The sequence below is a fragment of the Limnohabitans lacus genome (genome assembly GCF_030053395.1).
GTDB lineage: Bacteria > Pseudomonadota > Gammaproteobacteria > Burkholderiales > Burkholderiaceae_C > Limnohabitans_A > Limnohabitans_A lacus.
In genome coordinates, this window is the sequence record NZ_JASGBH010000001.1 from 318600 (window position 1) to 336720 (window position 18121).

The following is an 18121-nucleotide window of genomic DNA, read 5'->3' on the forward strand; positions in this document are numbered from 1 at the left end:
CAGGCCCTTTTCCATTGGGACGCCGCCATTCGGGGATAATCCACGCATGAGCGGCAATACCTTCGGAACCCTATTCAACGTCACCAACTTTGGTGAATCCCACGGCCCGGCCATCGGCTGCGTGATCGACGGCTGCCCACCGGGCTTGCCGCTGTCTGAGGCCGACATCCAGCCTGATCTGGACCGCCGCCGCCCAGGCACCAGCAAATTCGTCACCCAGCGCAACGAACCCGACGCGGTGCAAATTGTCTCGGGCGTGTACCAAGGCCTGACCACCGGCACCCCGATTTGCCTGCTGATCCAGAACACCGACCAGCGCAGCAAGGACTATGGCGACATCTTGCAGACCTTCCGCCCGGGGCATGCCGATTACACCTACTGGCGCAAATACGGCCTGCGCGATCCGCGTGGCGGTGGCCGTTCGTCGGCCCGCCTGACCGCGCCCATGGTGGCTGCGGGTGCGGTGGCCAAGAAGTGGCTCAAGGAGAAACTGGGCACCACCTTTGTGGGCTGCATGACGCAAATCGGCGATGTGCCGATTGGCTTTGAGAGCTGGGACCATGTCCCGAACAACCCGTTTTTCGCCCCCGTGGCCGATGTGTCGGCCTTGGAGGACTACATGAACGCACTGCGCAAGTCGGGCGATTCGTGTGGTGCGCGTTTGCGTGTGGTGGCCCAGGGCGTACCCGTGGGCCTGGGCCAGCCGCTGTTTGACAAGATGGACGCCGACATCGCTTATGCCATGATGGGCATCAACGCCGTCAAGGGCGTGGAGATCGGCGCTGGCTTTGGCTGCGTCACGCAAAAGGGCAGCACGGCCGGCGACGCCCTCACGCCCGAGGGCTTTGTGGGCAACAACGCCGGCGGCCTGTTGGGCGGCATCACCACCGGTCAAGACTTGGAAGTGTCGATCGCTGTCAAGCCGACCAGCTCGATTTTGATTGCACGCGAGTCGATCGACTCGAACGGCCAGCCGACCGAGGTCATCACCAAGGGCCGCCACGACCCTTGCGTGGGCATCCGTGCCACGCCGATTGCCGAGGCCATGCTGGCCTTGGTGGTCATGGACCATGTTCTGCAACACCGAGCCCAATGCGGTGATGTGGCGCATGCCGTGGCCCCGATCGCTGCCGTCAAACCCTGATGCCCGACAGCCGCAAGCAGCTGTTGCCATTTGCGGCCATGTCGGCCGCGTACTTCGCCCACATCGGGTTTTTCAATCCCTACTTGCCGCTGTGGCTCAAAGAGATGGGCATGGGCCTGTTGGCCATCAGCGTGCTCACCTCGGTGCAAGCGGCCACCCGTTTGTTTGCGCCCTATGCTTGGGGTGCTCTGAGCGACCGCACCGGTGAGCGGGTCAAGCTGCTGCGCCTGGGCGCGGCGGTGGCTTTTGCTTCTGCTTGCTTGCTGTGGCTGAACTGGGGTCCGGTGGGTCTGGGCGTGGTCTTGCTGGTCATGTTCACCCACACGAGTTCGATGATGCCCATGAGCGAAGCGGCCATGGCGCATTTGGTCAGCCAAGGCGGTGGCTTTGATGCCAAGCGCTACGGGCGTGTGCGCCTGTGGGGCTCGCTCGGGTTTTTGGTGACGGTGTTTGTGGCCGGCGCCTGGTTCGAGGCCTTTGGCATGCACCATTTCCCGGGCTGGACGGTGTTCAGTTTGGGAGCGGTTTTGCTCAGCGCCTTGTGGCTGCCTGACCTCAAAGAAGCGGTGCACGCCGACCACACGCATTTGCCCGTGGGGCCGGTGCTTCGGCAAGAGCCTGTCCGTTGGTTTTTTGCGGCCGCGTTTTTCCATGTGCTCTCGCACATCGGCATTTATGTGTTTTTCTCGCTGTACCTCGATTCGCTGGGCTACAGCAAAACCATGATCGGTTTGCTGTGGGCGGTGTCGGTCGCGGTCGAGATCGTGTGGTTCTTCACCCAGTCACGCTGGCTGCCGCGCCTGCCTTTGACCGCTTGGCTGGTGGCCTGTTCGGCGGCCATGGTGCTGCGCATGACGCTCACCACCGTGTGGGCCGATGTCTTGTGGGTCTTGCTGCTGGCGCAAGCCATCCATGCGCTGACTTTTGCAGCGCACCACACCGCCTGCATTGCCTTGCTGTCGCACCACTTTCCGGGGCGTTTGCGGGGCCGCGGCCAAGCCTTGTATACCGTGATCGCATATGGCTTTCCGGGGGTGCTGGGCGGTTTGCTCGGTGGCGTGCTCAGTGAGCGTTGGGGTTTGCAATCGGTTTTTGCCATCAGCGTGCTGACCAGCTTGGTGGCCACCGCTTCGGCCTACAAGGTCTGGCGTTTGCAGCATCCGGCCAAGGCTCAGGATGCCCTGCCATGAAGCTCTTGCCGAATTTTTTGCCCGCTGATTTGAAGCGCGATTTGGCCGGTGTGCAGCGGCATGTGACGCAGTGTCAAGGCGCAGCCACCGTGTGGCACACATGGGGAGAGGCCGACCGGCCGGTGGTGGTTTTGTTGCACGGCGGCAGCGGCAGCTGGACGCATTGGGTGCGCAACATCGCGGCCTTGCGCGATGCCGGCTGGCGCGTTCTGGTGCCCGACTTGCCGGGGTTTGGCGATTCAGAATTGCCCTCAGGCTGCACCGATGTGGATGCTTTGCCTGTGCACCTGCACGAGGGCTTGCGCCAATTGAACCCGGTGGGTTCGGTGGCCTTGGTGGGCTTTTCCTTTGGCGGCATGGCGGCAGCGCTGTGGCTTGAGGCTTTTCCGCAGGATGCACAGCATTTGGTCTTGGTGGGCGCGCCCGGGATGGGCTTTGCATTGCCAGAGCGGATCCCGCTCAAGGGTTGGCGGCACCTGCCCACCCCCGAGGCGCAAACCGAAGTGCACCGGCACAACCTGATGGCCTTGATGCTGCAAGACCCCACAGCTTTGGATGGTTTGGCGCTGAGCCTGCATGCGGCCAATGTGCAGCGTGACCGCATGCCGCGAAGGCGCTTGTCTTCGACCGACATCGTGGCGCAAGCCTTGCCACGCCTGACCTGCCGCATCAGCGCCATGTACGGTGAGCACGACGCTTTGTACCGTTGGCGCTTGCCCGAAGTCCACTTGGCCATGCAGGCTTGGGCAAAAAATTGGGGGCAGTGGCACACTGTGCCGGGTGCTGGGCATTGGGTGCAGTTCGAAGCTGCCGCGCCATTCAACCTGGCCTTGTTGAACACCTTGGGCCTTGTGCCCCAAACGCTTTGAAGGATGGCCATGACCGCCACGTTGAAAATCGATTTTGTTTCCGACATTGCTTGCCCCTGGTGCGCGGTGGGATTGGGTTCACTCGAAAAAGCCTTGGAGCGCCTGCAAGGCGAGGTCAAGGTTGAGTTGCATTTCCAGCCTTTTGAGCTGAACCCCCACATGCCGCCTGGCGGCCAGGACTTGGGCGAGCACCTGACCGAAAAGTACGGCTCCACGCCTGAGCAACAAGCCCAGATCCGCCAGACCATTTCCGCGCGGGGTGCCGAGGTGGGTTTTGAGTTTCACCCTGGCGGTCGTGGCCGTGTGTACAACACCTTTGAAGCGCACCGCTTGCTGCACTGGGCCGAGGGCCAAGGCGCAGGCCAGCAGCATGCCTTGAAAAAAGCCTTGCTGCGCGCCTACCAAGGCCGTGCGGAATGTGTGGAAGACCCCGAGGTCTTGCTGGCCGCGGTGGCCGATGCCGGTCTGGATGTGGCTGCTGCACGACAGGTGCTGTCCAACCAGGACAACGCTTTGGCGGTGCGCGAGCGTGAGCAGTATTACGTGCAAGCGGGCATCCGCTCGGTCCCTGCGGTCATCATCAACGACCGCCATCTGATCTCGGGCGGTCAGCCCGTGGAAGTGTTTGAGCAGGCCTTGCGCCAGATCGCCGCAGGCCAGGTGTCTTGAACACCGGTCCCGCCGCCATGCCCCGCACACCGGTTTTGTTTGTCTCGCATGGCTCGCCCATGTTTGCGCTCGACCCGGGCACCACGGGCCCGGCCTTGAGCGCATGGGTGCAGGCCCACGCGCCAGCGCCAAGGCTCCAAGGGATCGTGATCATGTCGCCGCACTGGATGACGCGCGGCATCGGTGTCATGAGCACCCCTGAGCCTGAAACCTGGCACGACTTTGGCGGCTTTCCCGAGGCGCTGTACCAATTGCAGTACCCCGCCAAGGGCGATCCTGAATTGGCCCAACGCGTGTTGGCTTTGCTGCAGGCGGCCGACTTGCCTTGTGGTGAAGACCCCGAGCGCCCCTACGACCACGGGGCCTGGATTCCCATTCGCCAGATGTACCCGCAAGCGGATGTGCCGCTGGTGCAGCTGTCTTTGCCGGCCCATGTGCCGACCTCGGTGATTTACGCCATGGGTCAGGCCTTGGCGCCCCTGCGTGAGCAAGGCATTTTGCTGATCGGCTCAGGCAGCATGACACACAACCTGCGTGAGTTGCGCCGCGAAGCGGGACCCACCGAGCCGTATGTCACCGCGTTTTGCGGCTGGGTGGAGAGCACCCTGCAAAGCCGCGACCTGAGCGCCATGCTGGACTACCGCACCCGTGCGCCTAGCGCTGCGCGGGCACACCCCAGCGACGAACATTTTTTGCCGATTTACTTTGCGCTGGGCGCTGCAGGCTGGGGGCTCGGCAGCGAGGCCTTGCCGCAATACATCAGCCGCGAAGTGATTTACGGGTCGCTGTCCATGGACGCGTTCAGCTTCTCATGACCACAGAAACCGAGCCACGTTTGACGGTCTACTTTGATGGCTCTTGCCCGCTGTGCAGGCGCGAGATCGCGCTGTACCGTCGCCTGCCGCAAGCGGCCTGCCTGGCTTGGCTGGATGTGAGCGAAGGTCAGGCTTTGGGCGAAGACCTCAGTTGTGCGGCCGCCATGGCCCGTTTTCATGTGCGCGACCCCCAGGGCCGCTTGTTCAGTGGTGCGGCGGCGTTTTCTCAGATGTGGCGACAGTTTCCGGGTTGGCGCTGGCTGGGCTACTTGTCGGCTTGGCCGCCAATGTCCTGGCTTTTTGAGTTTGCGTACCGTTTGTTTTTGCCCATTCGACCCCGCTTGCAACAGTGGGTTCGGCGCTGGTCGAGGGAGGAGCGGTCGTGAACTTGTCGCGCTGCGTGTTCCGTGCAAGCGGCTGGGGCGCTGCGGCTTTGTGGGCCATCTCCGCCGCTTATGCGCAGGTGGGCGAGAAGGTGGCCTTGCCCTTTGTGACCATCGACCGCACCGAAGTCACGATCGGGCAGTTTGAACGCTACGTGCGGGCCACCGGCACGGTCACGCGGGCCGAAAAAGAAGGTGGCGGTTTTGAATACGGCGCAGGCTGGGAGCGCCGCCCGGGCTGGTCCTGGCGACAACCCGATGGCCAAGCGACGCACAGCGATATGCCGGCTGTGCATCTGGATTTTGAGGAAGCCCAGGCCTATTGCCGTTGGGCGGGCGGTCGTTTGCCCACGGGCGCTGAATGGCAAAAGGCGGGCTTTACCGAATCGCGCGATGCGCCCCCTGCGCCTTGGGTCAAAGGTCGCACCTATGCCTGGACGACCGGCGACAGCCCGCAAGGGGCCAACACCAGTGACGCCGACCCATGGCCCCGTGCAGCGCCTGCTGGCGCGACCCGTCAAGGCGTCAATGGCTTGTACGACATGGGGGCCAATGTTTGGGAATGGACCACCGATGCCCAAGGCCAAGAGCGCCGAACGGTGGGCGGCTCCTGGTGGTATGGCGCTTTCAACATGAAGGCCGATGTGGTGGCCTTCAAACCCGCCAATTTCTACGCCGTGTACATCGGCTTTCGCTGTGTGTATGACCCGCAAGCTCAGCCCAGCAGCCAGCGCAAGGCGCAGCCATGATGCAGTCGTTGCCTCAGGGTTACCGCGCTGTGGTGTTCGGCGCCAGTGGCGCCATCGGTGGGGCCTTGGTGCAAAGGCTCAAGGCCGATCCGCGTTGCGAACAGGTGCTGGGCATTTCACGCGCCACGCAGCCTGGATTTGACCTGCTGGACGAGGCCAGCTTGGCCCGTTGCGCCGCTTCAATGGCGCATGCCGGACCATTCCATTTGGTGATCGATGCCACCGGTGCGCTCACGCTGGGCGGACAGGGCCCCGAAAAGCGGCTCGATGAATTGGATGCCGATCGCTTGCTGCGCGCCATGCACCTCAATGCGGTGGGACCAGCCTTGCTGCTCAAACATGTCGCGCCATTGCTGGCCTCGGGAGAGCGGGTGATCTGGGCCAAGTTGTCGGCGCGAGTGGGCAGCATCGACGACAACCACAAGGGCGGTTGGTACGGTTACCGCTCGGCCAAGGCCGCACTGAACATGTTGCTGCAAACGGCCAGCATTGAAATCGCACGCCGAAGACCCTTGGCGGTGGTGGCGGCGCTTCAGCCCGGCACGGTGCGCTCGGCCTTGAGCCAGCCTTTTGTGGGCGATGCGGCTTTGGATCCGCTGGACTCGGCCACGAACCTGCTGAAGGTCCTGGATGCCTTGCAGCCGACAGGCCGTGCCTGGTTCATGGACCACAAGGGGCAAACCATCCCTTGGTGATGTGTTTGTTCAGGCGGGTGTAGGGTCCATGGTTTCAGGGCACACAACTGCGCACGGCATTGGTCAGCTGGGCATGCGACAACGCTTGTGTTGTCACGATCGTGCACGCTTGCTGCATTTGCAAAAAAACGCAGCCTTGCTGAGGCAACACCAGCATGCGCCGCCCCAATGGCGTTTGGCTTGTTTGGCATAAGGTCAGAGCGTCAGCGCTTTGCATCCAACGCACTCTGGACGGGAGTTTTTGGCGCCAACTCGGATCAATTTCGACTTGGGCAGCGCTGGAATCTGTACAGTCTTCGGGGCCTGTTTTGACGGGGGTGATGAAGCGAATGTCCCCGGTCTTTGCATCCACTTCGAGGTTGCGGTATTCGCACAAAGGCTCGGCGGCATGGAGGGAGGGCACTGCGAAAAAGGCCATCAGACACATCAGTGTCCAAAGATTCTTGTCAGACATCATCATTTTTTCGGGTACTGCGTCGCGCATATTGAAGGATTTTTTTGCCGAGCAATTCGCGGTCAAATGGCTTGGCAATCGCCTCGTTCATGCCCACGGCCATACAGCGCTCGTATTCGCGTGGATCGTTGCAGGCCGTCAGTGCAATGATGGGAATCTCACACAGAGGTTTGGCCAATTCAAGGCGTATTTTTTGGGTGGTTTCGAAGCCATCCATACCAGGCATCAACAGGTCCAGCAGCACCACATCGAAGGGGCGGTCTTGAATTTTCTCAAGGGCTTCTTGACCACTTGCGGCCTCTTCGATCACGGCTTCCAGGAGCTGGCGTCGCAGTTGTAGAGAGGCAATCTGACGATTGAGGGGGTTGTCATCCACGATCAGGATTCGGATGGGGCCTTGCTCTTGCAAAGGCACCTCACTGTCGATCGGGGTATGGGGCGCTGTCGTGCTCTGGCAGGGCAGACTGATGAAAAAGCGGCTGCCTTGCCCTGAAGTGCTGTCAACACCGATCTTGCCCGCCATGGCCTCGACCAGGTCGCGCGTGATGGAAAGGCCAAGACCGCTGCCACCGAAGCGACGGGAAATGCTGTCATCGGCTTGTACGAAGTGCTCAAAAAGCTTGGCCAAATTTTCAGAGGGGATGCCAATTCCACTGTCACGAACTTCGATGTGCAAGGTGCCGTGCTGAGCATCTTCGATGCTTTCCTCGTATTGGCATCTGAGGCTGACAAAACCTTCGTGGGTGAACTTGACGGCGTTGCCCAACAGATTCACCAGGATCTGTGTCAACCTGTGCGCATCGCCCACAATCCATCGCGGCACACCATGGCCCATGTTGAGCGTGTAGCGAATGGCTTTCGTGTGGGCTCGCGATTGCAAGATCATGTAAGCCGTTTTCAGTGTGTCGTGCAGGTCAAAAGGCTCGTGGACGATGCGCAAGGCACCTGCCGATATCTGGGAATAATCGAGCAGGTCGTTGATGATGGTCAGCAGGTGTTCAGAGGATTTTTGGATGTTCCCGACTTTGATCTTGATGTCTTCAGGCAAGCGCTTGTCGTTTTCAATCAGATCGGCCAGGCCCAAGATGGCATTCATCGGGGTGCGCAGCTCATGGCTGACCGATGCGACAAAAATATCCTTTTGTTTTTGAGCGTGAACCAGATCGTTTCGCATGCGTTGCAGCAGGCGTGTGTGACGATGCAGACGTTCCAGTCTTTTGATGCGCAATCGCTGCAAACGATGCAACAAGCCCATTTGGAATGCCAAGACCAGCAGTGCCACCAACAGGTGCCAGTGCACCAGCATTTTGGGCTCCACCCCCAGCATGACCTCGCCACCTTGCAGGGCATAAAGGTACATGGCCAAAATGAGGAGTGTGTTCGCGCCGATCCACCAGTGACCGTGCCGTACCGATCGCTCAATCACCGAAGGCAAACAAGCCCAGGAAAGCCAGATCAGCATAGGGGAAAAAATGCCTCCACTGGTCCAAGCCAATGCCAGCGCCTGTAACAGCAATGTCCATTGCGTGAAGATCACCAAGCCCGGCAGGGTATTGCCGCGCCATCGCCATGCGATCACCAAGCCATTGATCAGCAGCCCGATAAGGTGTAACCATGCGCCTTCTGTATAGCCCAGCCGCCACGACACCAGCCCAAATGCAAGATTGGCCAAGGCCAGGATGCTCAGGTAAGTCAGGAAGAGCTGACCGCGTTCACCCCGCATCGCCACGGGCACCCAAGGTCGACGAACCGCATGGGTTGGCTCACGTGATTTGGGGATTGTGTTCACACGGTTTGTATTGGGCTCGCGCTCCATAGGATCTCCAAACACAAACCTTGATTATGATTAAAAATAAATTGTAATCAATTAATGGTAAATGATTGAGAGATCTTATTGCGTTTGACGGTGGGCTTGGGGCAGACGCCCCGTGGCAGATCAAACCACCCCCGCACATCCTGATCGAGCCCCACGCCGTGCATGAAGTTGTAGATGGCTTTTTTGAGGCCTTGGCCCAGCAAGTCATGGTCCACACCTGGCGGCATCGGGGTCGGATCGACAAAGCCCACATCGTTTTTGGCAAAGCTGCCTTCGGGTAGGGGCAGCAGCGTCACGCCATAGGCATCAGGATTCAGCCCCACGGGCGAATGCACGGTGCAGACAAAGCGGTGGAAAAAGCCGCTGTGGATGCAGCCGTTTTCAAACAGCTGGCGCACGTATTCGAGCGCGTCCACCGTGTCTTGCACGGTCTGCGTGGGAAAGCCATACATCAGGTAGGCATGCACCAGCACGCCCGCATCGGCAAAGCCTTTGGTCACTTGCGCCACCTGCTCGACCGAGACGCCTTTTTTCATCAGCGCAAGCAAGCGGTCAGAAGCGACCTCGAGACCGCCCGACATGGCAATGCAGCCGCTTTGGGCCAACAGCTCGCACAGCTCGGGGGTGAAGGTTTTCTCAAATCGGATGTTCCCCCACCAAGAGATTTGCACGCCCCGGCGCAGGATTTCCTCGGCCAGGGCCTTGAGGGCTTTGGGTGGCGCCGCTTCGTCCACAAAGTGAAAGCCGGTCTGGCCCGTTTCGGCCACGATCTGTTCGATGCGGTCCACCAAGGTGCTGGCCTGCGCGGTTTCGTAGCGGCTGATGTAGTCCAAGCTCACATCGCAAAAGCTGCACTTCTTCCAGTAGCAGCCGTGCGCCACGGTGAGCTTGTTCCAGCGCCCGTCGCTCCACAGCCGGTTCATCGGGTTGAGCATGTCCAGCAGCGACAAGTACTTGTGCAGAGGCAAGCCATCCCAAGTCGGTGTGCCCACGTCATCAAATGCGATGTCGGGCTCTTGCAGGTTGATGTATTGCACTTGGCCTGCACCGTTGCGCACAAAGGTGCGTTGCAATCTTTGCAAGCTGCGCTGGCCTTGCAGGTGCTCGATCAAGCTCAGCAAAGGCCGCTCGCCGCCGTCGAGCGTGACGAAATCCACATGGTCGAAAACGCGGGCGTCTTTCAGCTCACGCAACTCGGTGTTGACAAAGCCGCCGCCCAATCCGATGCGTATGTGCGGGTGAGCCCGCTTGATGCACTGGGCGATGCGAAACGCCGCATAGACCGAACCGGGAAAGGGCACGGACAGCAAGACCAGCTGTGGCTGGTAGCGCTTGATGGCCTCAAGCGCCAGACGCTCGAGCGTGCTGTCGATCAGGTTGGGGGGCTGCGCCAATGCATCGGCCAAGGCATCAAAGCTGGGCTGACTCGCGGCCAGTCGTTCGGCATAGCGGACAAATTCAAAGCCTTCGTCCACCGCATCGCGCAGCACATCGGCCAGATCGTTCAGGTACAGCGTGGCCAAGTGCCGAGCACGGTCGGTCTGGCCCAAAGCACCAAAGGCCCAGCCGATCGGATCGCCCGTGCCGTCGTCGTCGTACGCATCCAACGCTGCAAAGCGCTCGCCTTCGGGCAAAAAGCCTCGGCCTGCGATGCGGTGGCTGAGTGTGCTGTCACGGCCTTGCAAGAACGCGATCACCGGGTCGATGCTGACGGCGTAATCGTGGAAATGGTCGAGAAAAAAGTTCACCGGCCCCGAGCGTTCTTCGACGGGCAAGTCCAGCGCCGCATCGCGCAGCGCCGCGATGCCTTGTCGGTTGAGCAAGGCCAGCACCGTGGCCAAGGCCAGGTCTTCTTGCACCGCCTCGATGCCCCGCGAACGCAGAAAACCCGTCAGGTAAGCGGTGGACGGGTAGGGCGTGTTGAGTTGCGTCATCGGAGGGATGAGGCTCAGCACTTTGAAAGGGGTGGGGCTGGACATGGGCGGCAGGGACAAACGTATGCCTGATTATCGGTGCACAGGCTTTAACATCGGGGCCACCCCAGTGGGTAAGCCTTGTCCGGCCCCACCCCATCTGCCCTATTGAGATCGCCTTGTCCGAAACCCCAGTCTCCCATGCCTTGCCTTTGACCGATTTTTCGGGTCTGGTCCTGCGTGCCCCTGAACAAGTCCAACTGAGCCCGGCCCAAAAGCGTTTCAATGAATTGTTGGCGCGTATTGAGCGGCTGACCCACAACCTGCAGCGCTTGCAGGCATGGTCCGACCGCCACCGGCATGCGCACGTGCAGGCGCTGCACACCGCTGCGCAGCAGATGCGCGCATTGCGCAAAAGCCTTTTGCTGTTCTTGCATGACCAGTTGCACAGCGCCGACTTGACTGCACAGCAGCAGCGCATGGCCCGCAACAAGTTGCGCAGCTTGCTCGACGTGTTGTCCCCCTTGGCCGATCCGCAAGTTCAAGCCTTGGCCGATTTGTACGGCGACGATGGGCTTGATCAGGAAGAAGCCGCCGAATTGGCCGAAGCCGCCGAGCGGGTGCGTGCCAAGATCGAGGCGGCTTTGGGCCAGCCCATCGACAACCCCAGCCAATACAAGACGCCCGAGGCCATGGTGGCTGCCGGCATGCGCCAGTGGCAGCGCCAGCAGCAAGCCGATGACGAGCGCAAAGCCCACAAGCGCGCGGCCCGCAAAGCCAAGAATAAACCGGTGGCCGACCAAGCCGAGGCACCCCAAGCCGACGCCAAAACGACTTTGCGCACCATTTACCGTCAGTTGGCCAGCGCCTTGCACCCCGACCGCGAGCCCGATGCGCAAGCGCGTGAACACAAAACAGCGCTGATGAGCGAGGTCAATGCCGCCTACGAAAAAGCCGACCTCACCACCTTGATGCGCTTGCAGATGCAGGTCACGCAAGTCGATGCCAAGGCCAGCTCACGCTTGGCCGATGACAAATTGACCGCCATGTGCGCTTTGCTCAAGGAGCAGGTCGCTGCGCTGGAAGATGATTTGGAGCAGTTGCAAATTCGCCTGTCTCGGGAGCTGTGCATCGCGGTGCGGGCCGATGCCGACGAGGCCCTGATGACCCAGGCCTTGCAGCGCATGCAGGCCGATCAACGCCATGAGGTGGACACTTTGGAGGCGGATTTGAGGCGGATTGCCCATGAAGCCGAGCTCAAACGCTGGCTCAAAGAGCAGGCACAAATGGCCAAAGAAAAAGCCCGTCAGGAGCCTGCGGGCTGGTGGGACTGAGCGCAGGCCATGGCGGCCTTGCGCGGTCTTCAGGTGATTTTTTGGTAGGCCGCTTCGTCGAGCAGGCTGTCCAAATCGCCCAGGTTGGTCAAGCGGGCCTTGAAGAACCAGCCTTGGCCCAAGGGGTCTGAGTTGGCCAAAGAGGGGTCGGCGCGCAAGGCTTCGTTGACCTCGATGATCTCGCCGCCTGCAGGCATGTGCACATCGGCGGCGGCTTTGACCGATTCGACCACACCGGCCACGGCCTTAGCCTTGAATGTGGCGCCGATGGCCGGCAGGTCCACAAAAACAATGTCACCCAGCGTGTCTTGCGCATGGACGGTGATGCCCATCACGGCGATGTCGCTATCGCGTTGCAACCAGGTGTGTTCGTCTGAAAAAAGGAAGGACATTGTGAAGCTTGTTGAGGCTTGGCCCTTGATTCGCTCAAGGGCCAAGCCAGGTGGGAAGTGGCGCAAATTCTAGCTTTATTTGGCGTACACCAAGTCTCGCAGCGTCAAGGACAGAGCGGGTACATAGCTCACCACCATCAGGCAAACCAGGATCACCAGCACGAAGGGGATCAGGTCCTTGATCATCCGGTCCAGCGAGATTCGGGCCACTGTACATGCTGCGAACAGGTTCACACCAAAAGGCGGGGTGATCATGCCCAGGGCCAGGTTGACCACCATGACCAGGCCGAAGTGCACTGGATCGATCCCGAAGTGCATGGCCACTGGGGCCAAGATGGGGGCCAGCACGATGATGGCGGCGCTGGTCTCGATGAACATGCCAATGAAGAACAAGGCGGCGTTGACGCCCAACAAGAAGTAAGCGGGTGACTTGAGCACATCTTGCAACCAGTGTCCAATCGCTTCGGGCACGCCCGCACGGGTGATCAGGAAGGCGAACAAACCGGCGTTGGCAATGATGAACATGATCACAGCGCTGGACAACACCGACTTGCGCATGATGATGGCCAAGTCTTTCAGCTTGATCTCGCGGTAAATCACGGTGCCCACGATCAGCGCGTAAAACACCGCCACGGCAGACGCTTCGGTGGGGGTAAACACCCCGCCGTAGATGCCGCCCAAAATGATCACGGGCATCATGAGCGCCCAACCGGCTTGCCACGAGGCTTTGCCAAAGCTCAGACGTCCTTCACCATCGTTCTTGCCCCAGCCTTTGTATTTGCAATACACCCAAACCCAGAACATCAAAGCCGCGCCAATGAACAGGCCTGGACCAAAACCAGCGATGAACAATTCACCAATGGAGACTTCGGCGCTCACGCCGTAAAGGATCATGGGAATCGATGGGGGGATGATCACCCCCAATTCGGCCGATGTGGCTTGCAAAGACGCCGCATAGGTGGTGGGGTAGCCGTGCTTGATGAGCGCGGGGATCAAGATGGTGCCGATGGCAAATGTGGTGGCCACCGACGAGCCCGAGACGGCTGCAAAGATCATGCAAGTCAGCACGCAGGTCATGGGCAAGCCACCTTGCACGCCACCCACGATGCTCTTGGCGAATTCCACCAAGCGGCGCGAGATGCCGCCGGTTTCCATGATGTTGCCCGCCAAAATGAAGAAGGGGATGGCGGCCAGCGGGAATTTGTTGATCGAATTGAACATCTCTTTGACCGAGATGAGCATGTTGGCGTTGCCGATTTGGATGCCGACGATGGCCGACAAACCGATCGAAACAGCCACGGAAATGGTGAGTGCAAAGCACAGCACCATGGTGCAAAGCATGACGACGCTCATTGTGCGGTCTCCAATTCAAGGCGCTGTGGATCGAGCCAGTTGCCGATGATGCTGATCACGCTGAAACATGCGCCCACAGGCAAAGCCATGTAAGCCCAAAACATGGACACGTCTTCCAAGCCAATCATGGACTGGACCTTACCGCGATTGGCGTAGTCCCAGCCCCACCAAATGATGATGCAGACCAAAGTCAGTGCAGCCAAGGCCACGGCGGTGTCGAGGACTTTCTTCATGCGGGGGCCGCTCCAGCGGTAAAGCACGTCGACGCTGACCATTGCGCCTTGACGAAAGGCCATGGGGATGCCCATGAAGACCATCCAGATCAGGCTGAAGCGGATGAGAACTTCGGTCCATTCAATCGGCACTTCCAACACAAAACGGGTAAAAATTTGCAGCATGCCGAGACTGGCGGCCACAAACAGCATGAAACAGGCCACGAACATGGAAAAGGTGGTGGTCCACTTTTCAATGCTCAGGTAGAGGGAGCGCATAAAGAATCCTTCAAGACAAAATCAAAAAACGCCCGCCAATCCTGGATTGGTCGGGCGTTTCCACATGCTTCAAATCACTTGTAGTTGCGGATGCGGTCCAGGTTGGCTTTGCCGAACTGCTTTTCAAATTCGGCCATGGCGGTGCCCATGGTGGCGACGAATTTGGTTTTGTCCACGTTCTCGATCACGTTCATGCCTTTTTTGCGCAATTCAGCCACGCCATTGGCATCGTCTTTGTCCACGCGGGCGCGGTTGACTTTGACGGCCTCTTTGGCGGCATCCAAGAAGATTTGCTTGTCAGCGGCGCTGAGATTGTCGAACGAGCCTTTGTTCATCAGGATCACCACGGGTGAATAAACGTGGCCAGTGAGTGTCAGGTGCTTTTGCACTTGGTCAAAGTTGGCGGCCATGATGACGGACAGTGGGTTTTCCTGGCCGTCCACGGTGCCTTGTTGCAAAGCCGTGAACACTTCTGGGAAGGCCATTGGTGTGGTCACAATGCCCAAGCTCTTGTAGGCTGCGACGTGCACTGGGTTTTCCATGGTGCGCATCTTCAGACCCTTCAGGTCACCGGGTTCGTTGACCGCACGTTTGCTGTTGGTCATGTGACGCACGCCGTTTTCACCCCAAGCCAAAGCCTTGAAACCCTTGGCGTCGAATTTGGACAGCAGCTCTTGGCCGATGGGGCCATCGAGCACGGCGCGTGCGTGCGCTTTGTCGCGGAACAAAAAGGGCACGTCCAGAATTCGCGCTTCAGGCACAAAGTTGGGTACAGGGCCGGTGGAGGTGGTGGCCAATTCTTGGGTGCCCAGTTGCACCGATTCGATGGACTCGCGCTCGCCGCCCAAAGAGCCGGAGTAGAAGTTTTGGATCTTGATGCGACCGTTGGTGCGTTTTTCCACTTCTTTGGAAAGTGTGTCGATGGCTTCGCCTTGGTGGGAGTTTTGCGCCACCGAAATGCTGTTGCGCATGACCGTTTGTGCGGAGACTGCGGTCATCACACCGATGGCCAAACTCAGGCCCAACATCAATTTGCTCAATTTCATTCAATCACTCCTCGTGGATCAGGGGACAAGAACAAGTTGACCATCAACTTGTCATACAAGTTCATTATGGTGTGATCATTGACTTGGTGATCTAGGGTTTTCGCGGGGATGGTGATGCCAAGGTGACGCGGCGAATCAAGTGGGCCAAAAAAAAGGCCCTTCGCAGGGCCTTTTGCTTGGAGGTGAATGCTTCACATGCCCGAATAGTTCGGACCGCCGCCGCCTTCGGGCGTGACCCAGACGATGTTTTGTGTCGGGTCCTTGATGTCGCAGGTTTTGCAGTGCACGCAGTTTTGCGCGTTGATTTGCAAGCGGTCGGAGTTGTCTTCGTTTTTCACAAACTCGTACACGCCGGCAGGGCAATAGCGCGACTCAGGGCCTGCAAACTTGGCCAGGTTGACATTGACCGGCACCGAGGCGTCTTTCAGCGTCAGGTGGGCGGGCTGGTTTTCTTCGTGGTTGGTGTTGCTGATGAACACGCTGCTCAAACGGTCGAAGGTCAACTTGCCATCGGGCTTGGGGTAGTCGATCTTGGGGCAATCGGCCGCAGGCTTGAGGTAGGTGTGGTCGGCCTTGTCGCGGCGCAGTGTCCATGGGATGTGGCCGCGCAGCACGAACTGCTCGAAGCCGTTCATGAGTGTGGCCACCGTCAAGCCCTTCTTGAACCAGGTCTTGAAGTTGCGCGACTTGTTGAGCTCGGTGTGCAGCCAGCTGGCTTCAAAGGCCTCAGGGTAGGCGCTCAACTCGTCGTGTTGACGGCCTGCCACCAGGGCGTCGTAAGCGGCTTCAGCGGCCAGCATGCCGGTCTTGATGGCGGCATGGCTGCCCTTGATGCGGCTGACGTTGAGGTAGCCAGCATCGCAACCGACCAAGGCACCGCCAGGAAATACGGTCTTGGGCAGGCTCATCAAACCGCCCGCCGTGATGGCGCGGGCGCCATAGCCCAGGCGCTTGGCGTTGACCTTGCCTTTGTCGTTGGTGAAATACCACTGGATGTTGTTGTGGGTTTTCCAGCGCTGGAACTCTTCAAAGGGGCTGAGCCAGGGGTTGGCGTAGTCCAGACCGACCACATAACCGATGGCGATCTTGTTGTCTTCCATGTGGTACATGAACGCGCCACCGTAGGTGTCGTTGTTCATGGGCCAGCCAGCGGTGTGCATCACAAATCCGGGCGTGTGGCGTGAGGGGTCGATTTCCCAGACTTCCTTGATGCCGATGCCGTAGGTCTGCGGGTCGCGGCCTTCGTCCAATTTGTACTTGGCGATGAGTTGCTTGCCCAGGTGGCCGCGTGCGCCTTCGGCAAACACGGTGTATTTGCCGTGCAATTCCATGCCCAGTTGGAAGTTTTCGGTGGGCTCGCCGTCTTTGCCAATGCCCAGATTGCCGGTGGCCACACCTTTGACGGAGCCGTCGTCGTTGTAGAGCACTTCAGCGGCTGTGAAGCCGGGGAAGATTTCCACGCCCAGGTTTTCAGCCTGCTGGGCCAACCAGCGGGTGAAGTTGCTCAGGCTGATGATGTAGTTGCCGTGGTTTTGTGCACACTCGGGCAAGAAGATGCCGGGGGTGCGGGTGGCACCCGTTTCAGACAAAAAGCTCCAAGCGTCGTCGGTGACGGGCTGGTTCAGCGGGGCGCCCAGTTCTTTCCAGTTGGGGAAAAGTTCGGTCAAGGCCTTGGGATCCATGATGGCGCCGCTCAAGATGTGCGCGCCGGGCTCGCCCCCTTTTTCAAGCACCACAACCGACACGTCCTGGCCTTTTTCAGTGGCCAGTTGCTTCAGGCGAATGGCCGTGGACAGGCCGCCAGGGCCGCCGCCGACAACGACCACGTCGTATTCCATGGATTCGCGGGGGCCGTAGGTGCTCAGGATTTCTTCGGGGCTCATGAACGTCTCTTGATGAAGTTGCAAAGGTCTCGACCGGTTGTCGAGCGAGTGACTCATTTTATGCGGCGAGACCAGCGTTCCCCGCCACAATGGCGTCAACCGTGGGTTTCCACTGAGTTCAGCAGTTCAAAGGAGTTGTCATGGCGTATGAAATCGATTTGTCGGGCCGCGTGGCCCTGGTGACGGGCGCATCCAGCGGCCTGGGTGCGCAATTTGCCAAAACACTGGCCGCCGCGGGCGCGGGCGTGGTGCTGGCCAGTCGCCGGGTGGACAAGCTCAAGGATTTGCGTGCCGAGATCGAGGCTGCTGGCGGCAACGCCCATGTGGTGGCGATGGACGTGACCGACCAGCACAGCATTGCGGCGGCCGTGGCGCATGCCGAAACCGAGATGGGCAGCATCGACATTCTGGTCAACAACTCGGGCGTGAGCACCACCCAGCGCATCCAGGACGTCACCGAGGCCGATTACGACTTCATCATGGACACCAATGTGCGCGGTGCTTTCTTTGTGGCCCAAGAGGTGGGCAAGCGCATGCTGGCCCGCGCCAAGGGCGCGGCGCCGGGCAGTTTCACCGGCGGGCGCATCATCAACATCGCGTCCATGGCGGGCTTGAAGGTCTTGCCTCAAATCGGCGTTTACTGCATGAGCAAGGCAGCGGTCATTCAGATGACCAAAGCTTTTGCGGTGGAGTGGGGGCGTTTTGGCATCAACGTCAACGCGATTTGCCCTGGCTACATCGACACCGAAATCAACCACCACCATTGGGAGACCGAGCAAGGCCAAAAGCTCATCAGCATGCTGCCGCGCAAGCGGGTGGGCCAGCCGCAAGACCTGGACGCCTTGTTGGTCATGCTGGCCAGCGACCAAAGCCACTTCATCAACGGCGCGGTGATCGCGGCCGACGATGGCTTTGCGGTGTGAGG

The 18121-nt window shown here is 59.9% G+C and carries 18 protein-coding genes; 10 read left to right on the top strand and 8 right to left on the bottom strand.

Features of this window, described 5'->3' with window-relative positions; all coding sequences use genetic code 11:
- Nucleotides 1–46 precede the first annotated feature (46 nt).
- The 8 genes from aroC to QLQ16_RS01655 are packed head-to-tail and all read left to right on the top strand — an operon-like array spanning nucleotide 47 to nucleotide 6514.
- On the top strand, nucleotides 47–1144 hold the full coding sequence (gene aroC / locus QLQ16_RS01620) for a chorismate synthase (protein WP_283222937.1): 1098 nt from the start codon (nucleotides 47–49) through the stop codon (nucleotides 1142–1144).
- A complete protein-coding gene (locus QLQ16_RS01625) occupies nucleotides 1144–2334 on the top strand; it encodes an MFS transporter (RefSeq protein WP_283222938.1) in 1191 nt (396 codons plus the stop codon). Before aroC ends, QLQ16_RS01625 begins: the two co-directional genes overlap by 1 nt.
- Nucleotides 2331–3203 (top strand): alpha/beta fold hydrolase, encoded by an 873-nt coding sequence (locus QLQ16_RS01630; RefSeq protein WP_283222939.1) that lies wholly within the window; start codon nucleotides 2331–2333, stop codon nucleotides 3201–3203. Before QLQ16_RS01625 ends, QLQ16_RS01630 begins: the two co-directional genes overlap by 4 nt.
- A 9-nt stretch (nucleotides 3204–3212) precedes the next feature.
- Nucleotides 3213–3872 carry a DsbA family oxidoreductase gene (locus QLQ16_RS01635; RefSeq protein WP_283222940.1) on the top strand — a complete coding sequence of 220 codons (660 nt, stop codon included), beginning with the start codon at nucleotides 3213–3215 and terminating at the stop codon, nucleotides 3870–3872.
- Nucleotides 3873–3889: 17 nt separating this feature from the next.
- Nucleotides 3890–4687, top strand: coding sequence for a DODA-type extradiol aromatic ring-opening family dioxygenase (locus QLQ16_RS01640; protein ID WP_283223119.1), 798 nt, complete (start codon nucleotides 3890–3892; stop codon nucleotides 4685–4687).
- A complete protein-coding gene (locus QLQ16_RS01645; RefSeq protein ID WP_283222941.1) occupies nucleotides 4684–5073 on the top strand; it encodes a thiol-disulfide oxidoreductase DCC family protein in 390 nt (129 codons plus the stop codon). The genes QLQ16_RS01640 and QLQ16_RS01645 overlap by 4 nt, the downstream gene beginning before the upstream one ends.
- Nucleotides 5070–5819 (top strand): formylglycine-generating enzyme family protein, encoded by a 750-nt coding sequence (locus QLQ16_RS01650; RefSeq protein ID WP_283222942.1) that lies wholly within the window; start codon nucleotides 5070–5072, stop codon nucleotides 5817–5819. The genes QLQ16_RS01645 and QLQ16_RS01650 overlap by 4 nt, the downstream gene beginning before the upstream one ends.
- Nucleotides 5819–6514 (top strand): SDR family NAD(P)-dependent oxidoreductase, encoded by a 696-nt coding sequence (locus QLQ16_RS01655; RefSeq protein ID WP_283222943.1) that lies wholly within the window; start codon nucleotides 5819–5821, stop codon nucleotides 6512–6514. The genes QLQ16_RS01650 and QLQ16_RS01655 overlap by 1 nt, the downstream gene beginning before the upstream one ends.
- A gap of 34 nt (nucleotides 6515–6548) precedes the next feature.
- Here the strand turns inward: QLQ16_RS01655 and QLQ16_RS01660 are convergent, their stop codons facing one another.
- The 3 genes from QLQ16_RS01660 to QLQ16_RS01670 form a co-directional block, all read right to left on the bottom strand.
- Nucleotides 6549–6932 carry a hypothetical protein gene (locus QLQ16_RS01660; protein WP_283222944.1) on the bottom strand — a complete coding sequence of 128 codons (384 nt, stop codon included), beginning with the start codon at nucleotides 6930–6932 and terminating at the stop codon, nucleotides 6549–6551.
- A gap of 28 nt (nucleotides 6933–6960) precedes the next feature.
- A complete protein-coding gene (locus QLQ16_RS01665) occupies nucleotides 6961–8757 on the bottom strand; it encodes an ATP-binding protein (protein WP_283222945.1) in 1797 nt (598 codons plus the stop codon).
- 74 nt (nucleotides 8758–8831) lie between these two features.
- Nucleotides 8832–10763: a B12-binding domain-containing radical SAM protein gene (locus tag QLQ16_RS01670; protein ID WP_283222946.1), complete on the bottom strand. Its 1932-nt coding sequence runs from the start codon at nucleotides 10761–10763 to the stop codon at nucleotides 8832–8834.
- A gap of 113 nt (nucleotides 10764–10876) precedes the next feature.
- Between QLQ16_RS01670 and QLQ16_RS01675 the strand changes: the two genes are divergently transcribed.
- Nucleotides 10877–12031, top strand: coding sequence for a J domain-containing protein (locus tag QLQ16_RS01675; RefSeq protein WP_283222947.1), 1155 nt, complete (start codon nucleotides 10877–10879; stop codon nucleotides 12029–12031).
- Nucleotides 12032–12060: 29 nt separating this feature from the next.
- On the opposite strand, the gene gcvH is transcribed toward QLQ16_RS01675, so the two are convergent.
- The 5 genes from gcvH to QLQ16_RS01700 all read right to left on the bottom strand — a co-directional run bounded on the left by gcvH (nucleotide 12061) and on the right by QLQ16_RS01700 (nucleotide 17196).
- Nucleotides 12061–12423, bottom strand: coding sequence for a glycine cleavage system protein GcvH (gene gcvH / locus QLQ16_RS01680; RefSeq protein ID WP_283222948.1), 363 nt, complete (start codon nucleotides 12421–12423; stop codon nucleotides 12061–12063).
- Nucleotides 12424–12498: 75 nt separating this feature from the next.
- Entirely contained in the window at nucleotides 12499–13776 is a 1278-nt protein-coding gene (locus QLQ16_RS01685) for a TRAP transporter large permease (protein WP_283222949.1), read from the bottom strand.
- Nucleotides 13773–14267, bottom strand: coding sequence for a TRAP transporter small permease (locus QLQ16_RS01690; RefSeq protein WP_283222950.1), 495 nt, complete (start codon nucleotides 14265–14267; stop codon nucleotides 13773–13775). Before QLQ16_RS01690 ends, QLQ16_RS01685 begins: the two co-directional genes overlap by 4 nt.
- A 74-nt stretch (nucleotides 14268–14341) precedes the next feature.
- Complete coding sequence (locus tag QLQ16_RS01695; RefSeq protein WP_283222951.1) at nucleotides 14342–15313, bottom strand: TRAP transporter substrate-binding protein; 972 nt, start codon at nucleotides 15311–15313, stop codon at nucleotides 14342–14344.
- Nucleotides 15314–15504: 191 nt separating this feature from the next.
- Nucleotides 15505–17196 carry an electron transfer flavoprotein-ubiquinone oxidoreductase gene (locus QLQ16_RS01700; protein ID WP_283222952.1) on the bottom strand — a complete coding sequence of 564 codons (1692 nt, stop codon included), beginning with the start codon at nucleotides 17194–17196 and terminating at the stop codon, nucleotides 15505–15507.
- A gap of 140 nt (nucleotides 17197–17336) precedes the next feature.
- Here QLQ16_RS01700 and QLQ16_RS01705 point away from each other — a divergent pair, with 140 nt between their 5' ends.
- Nucleotides 17337–18119 (top strand): SDR family oxidoreductase, encoded by a 783-nt coding sequence (locus tag QLQ16_RS01705; RefSeq protein ID WP_283222953.1) that lies wholly within the window; start codon nucleotides 17337–17339, stop codon nucleotides 18117–18119.
- Nucleotides 18120–18121: the final 2 nt, after the last annotated feature.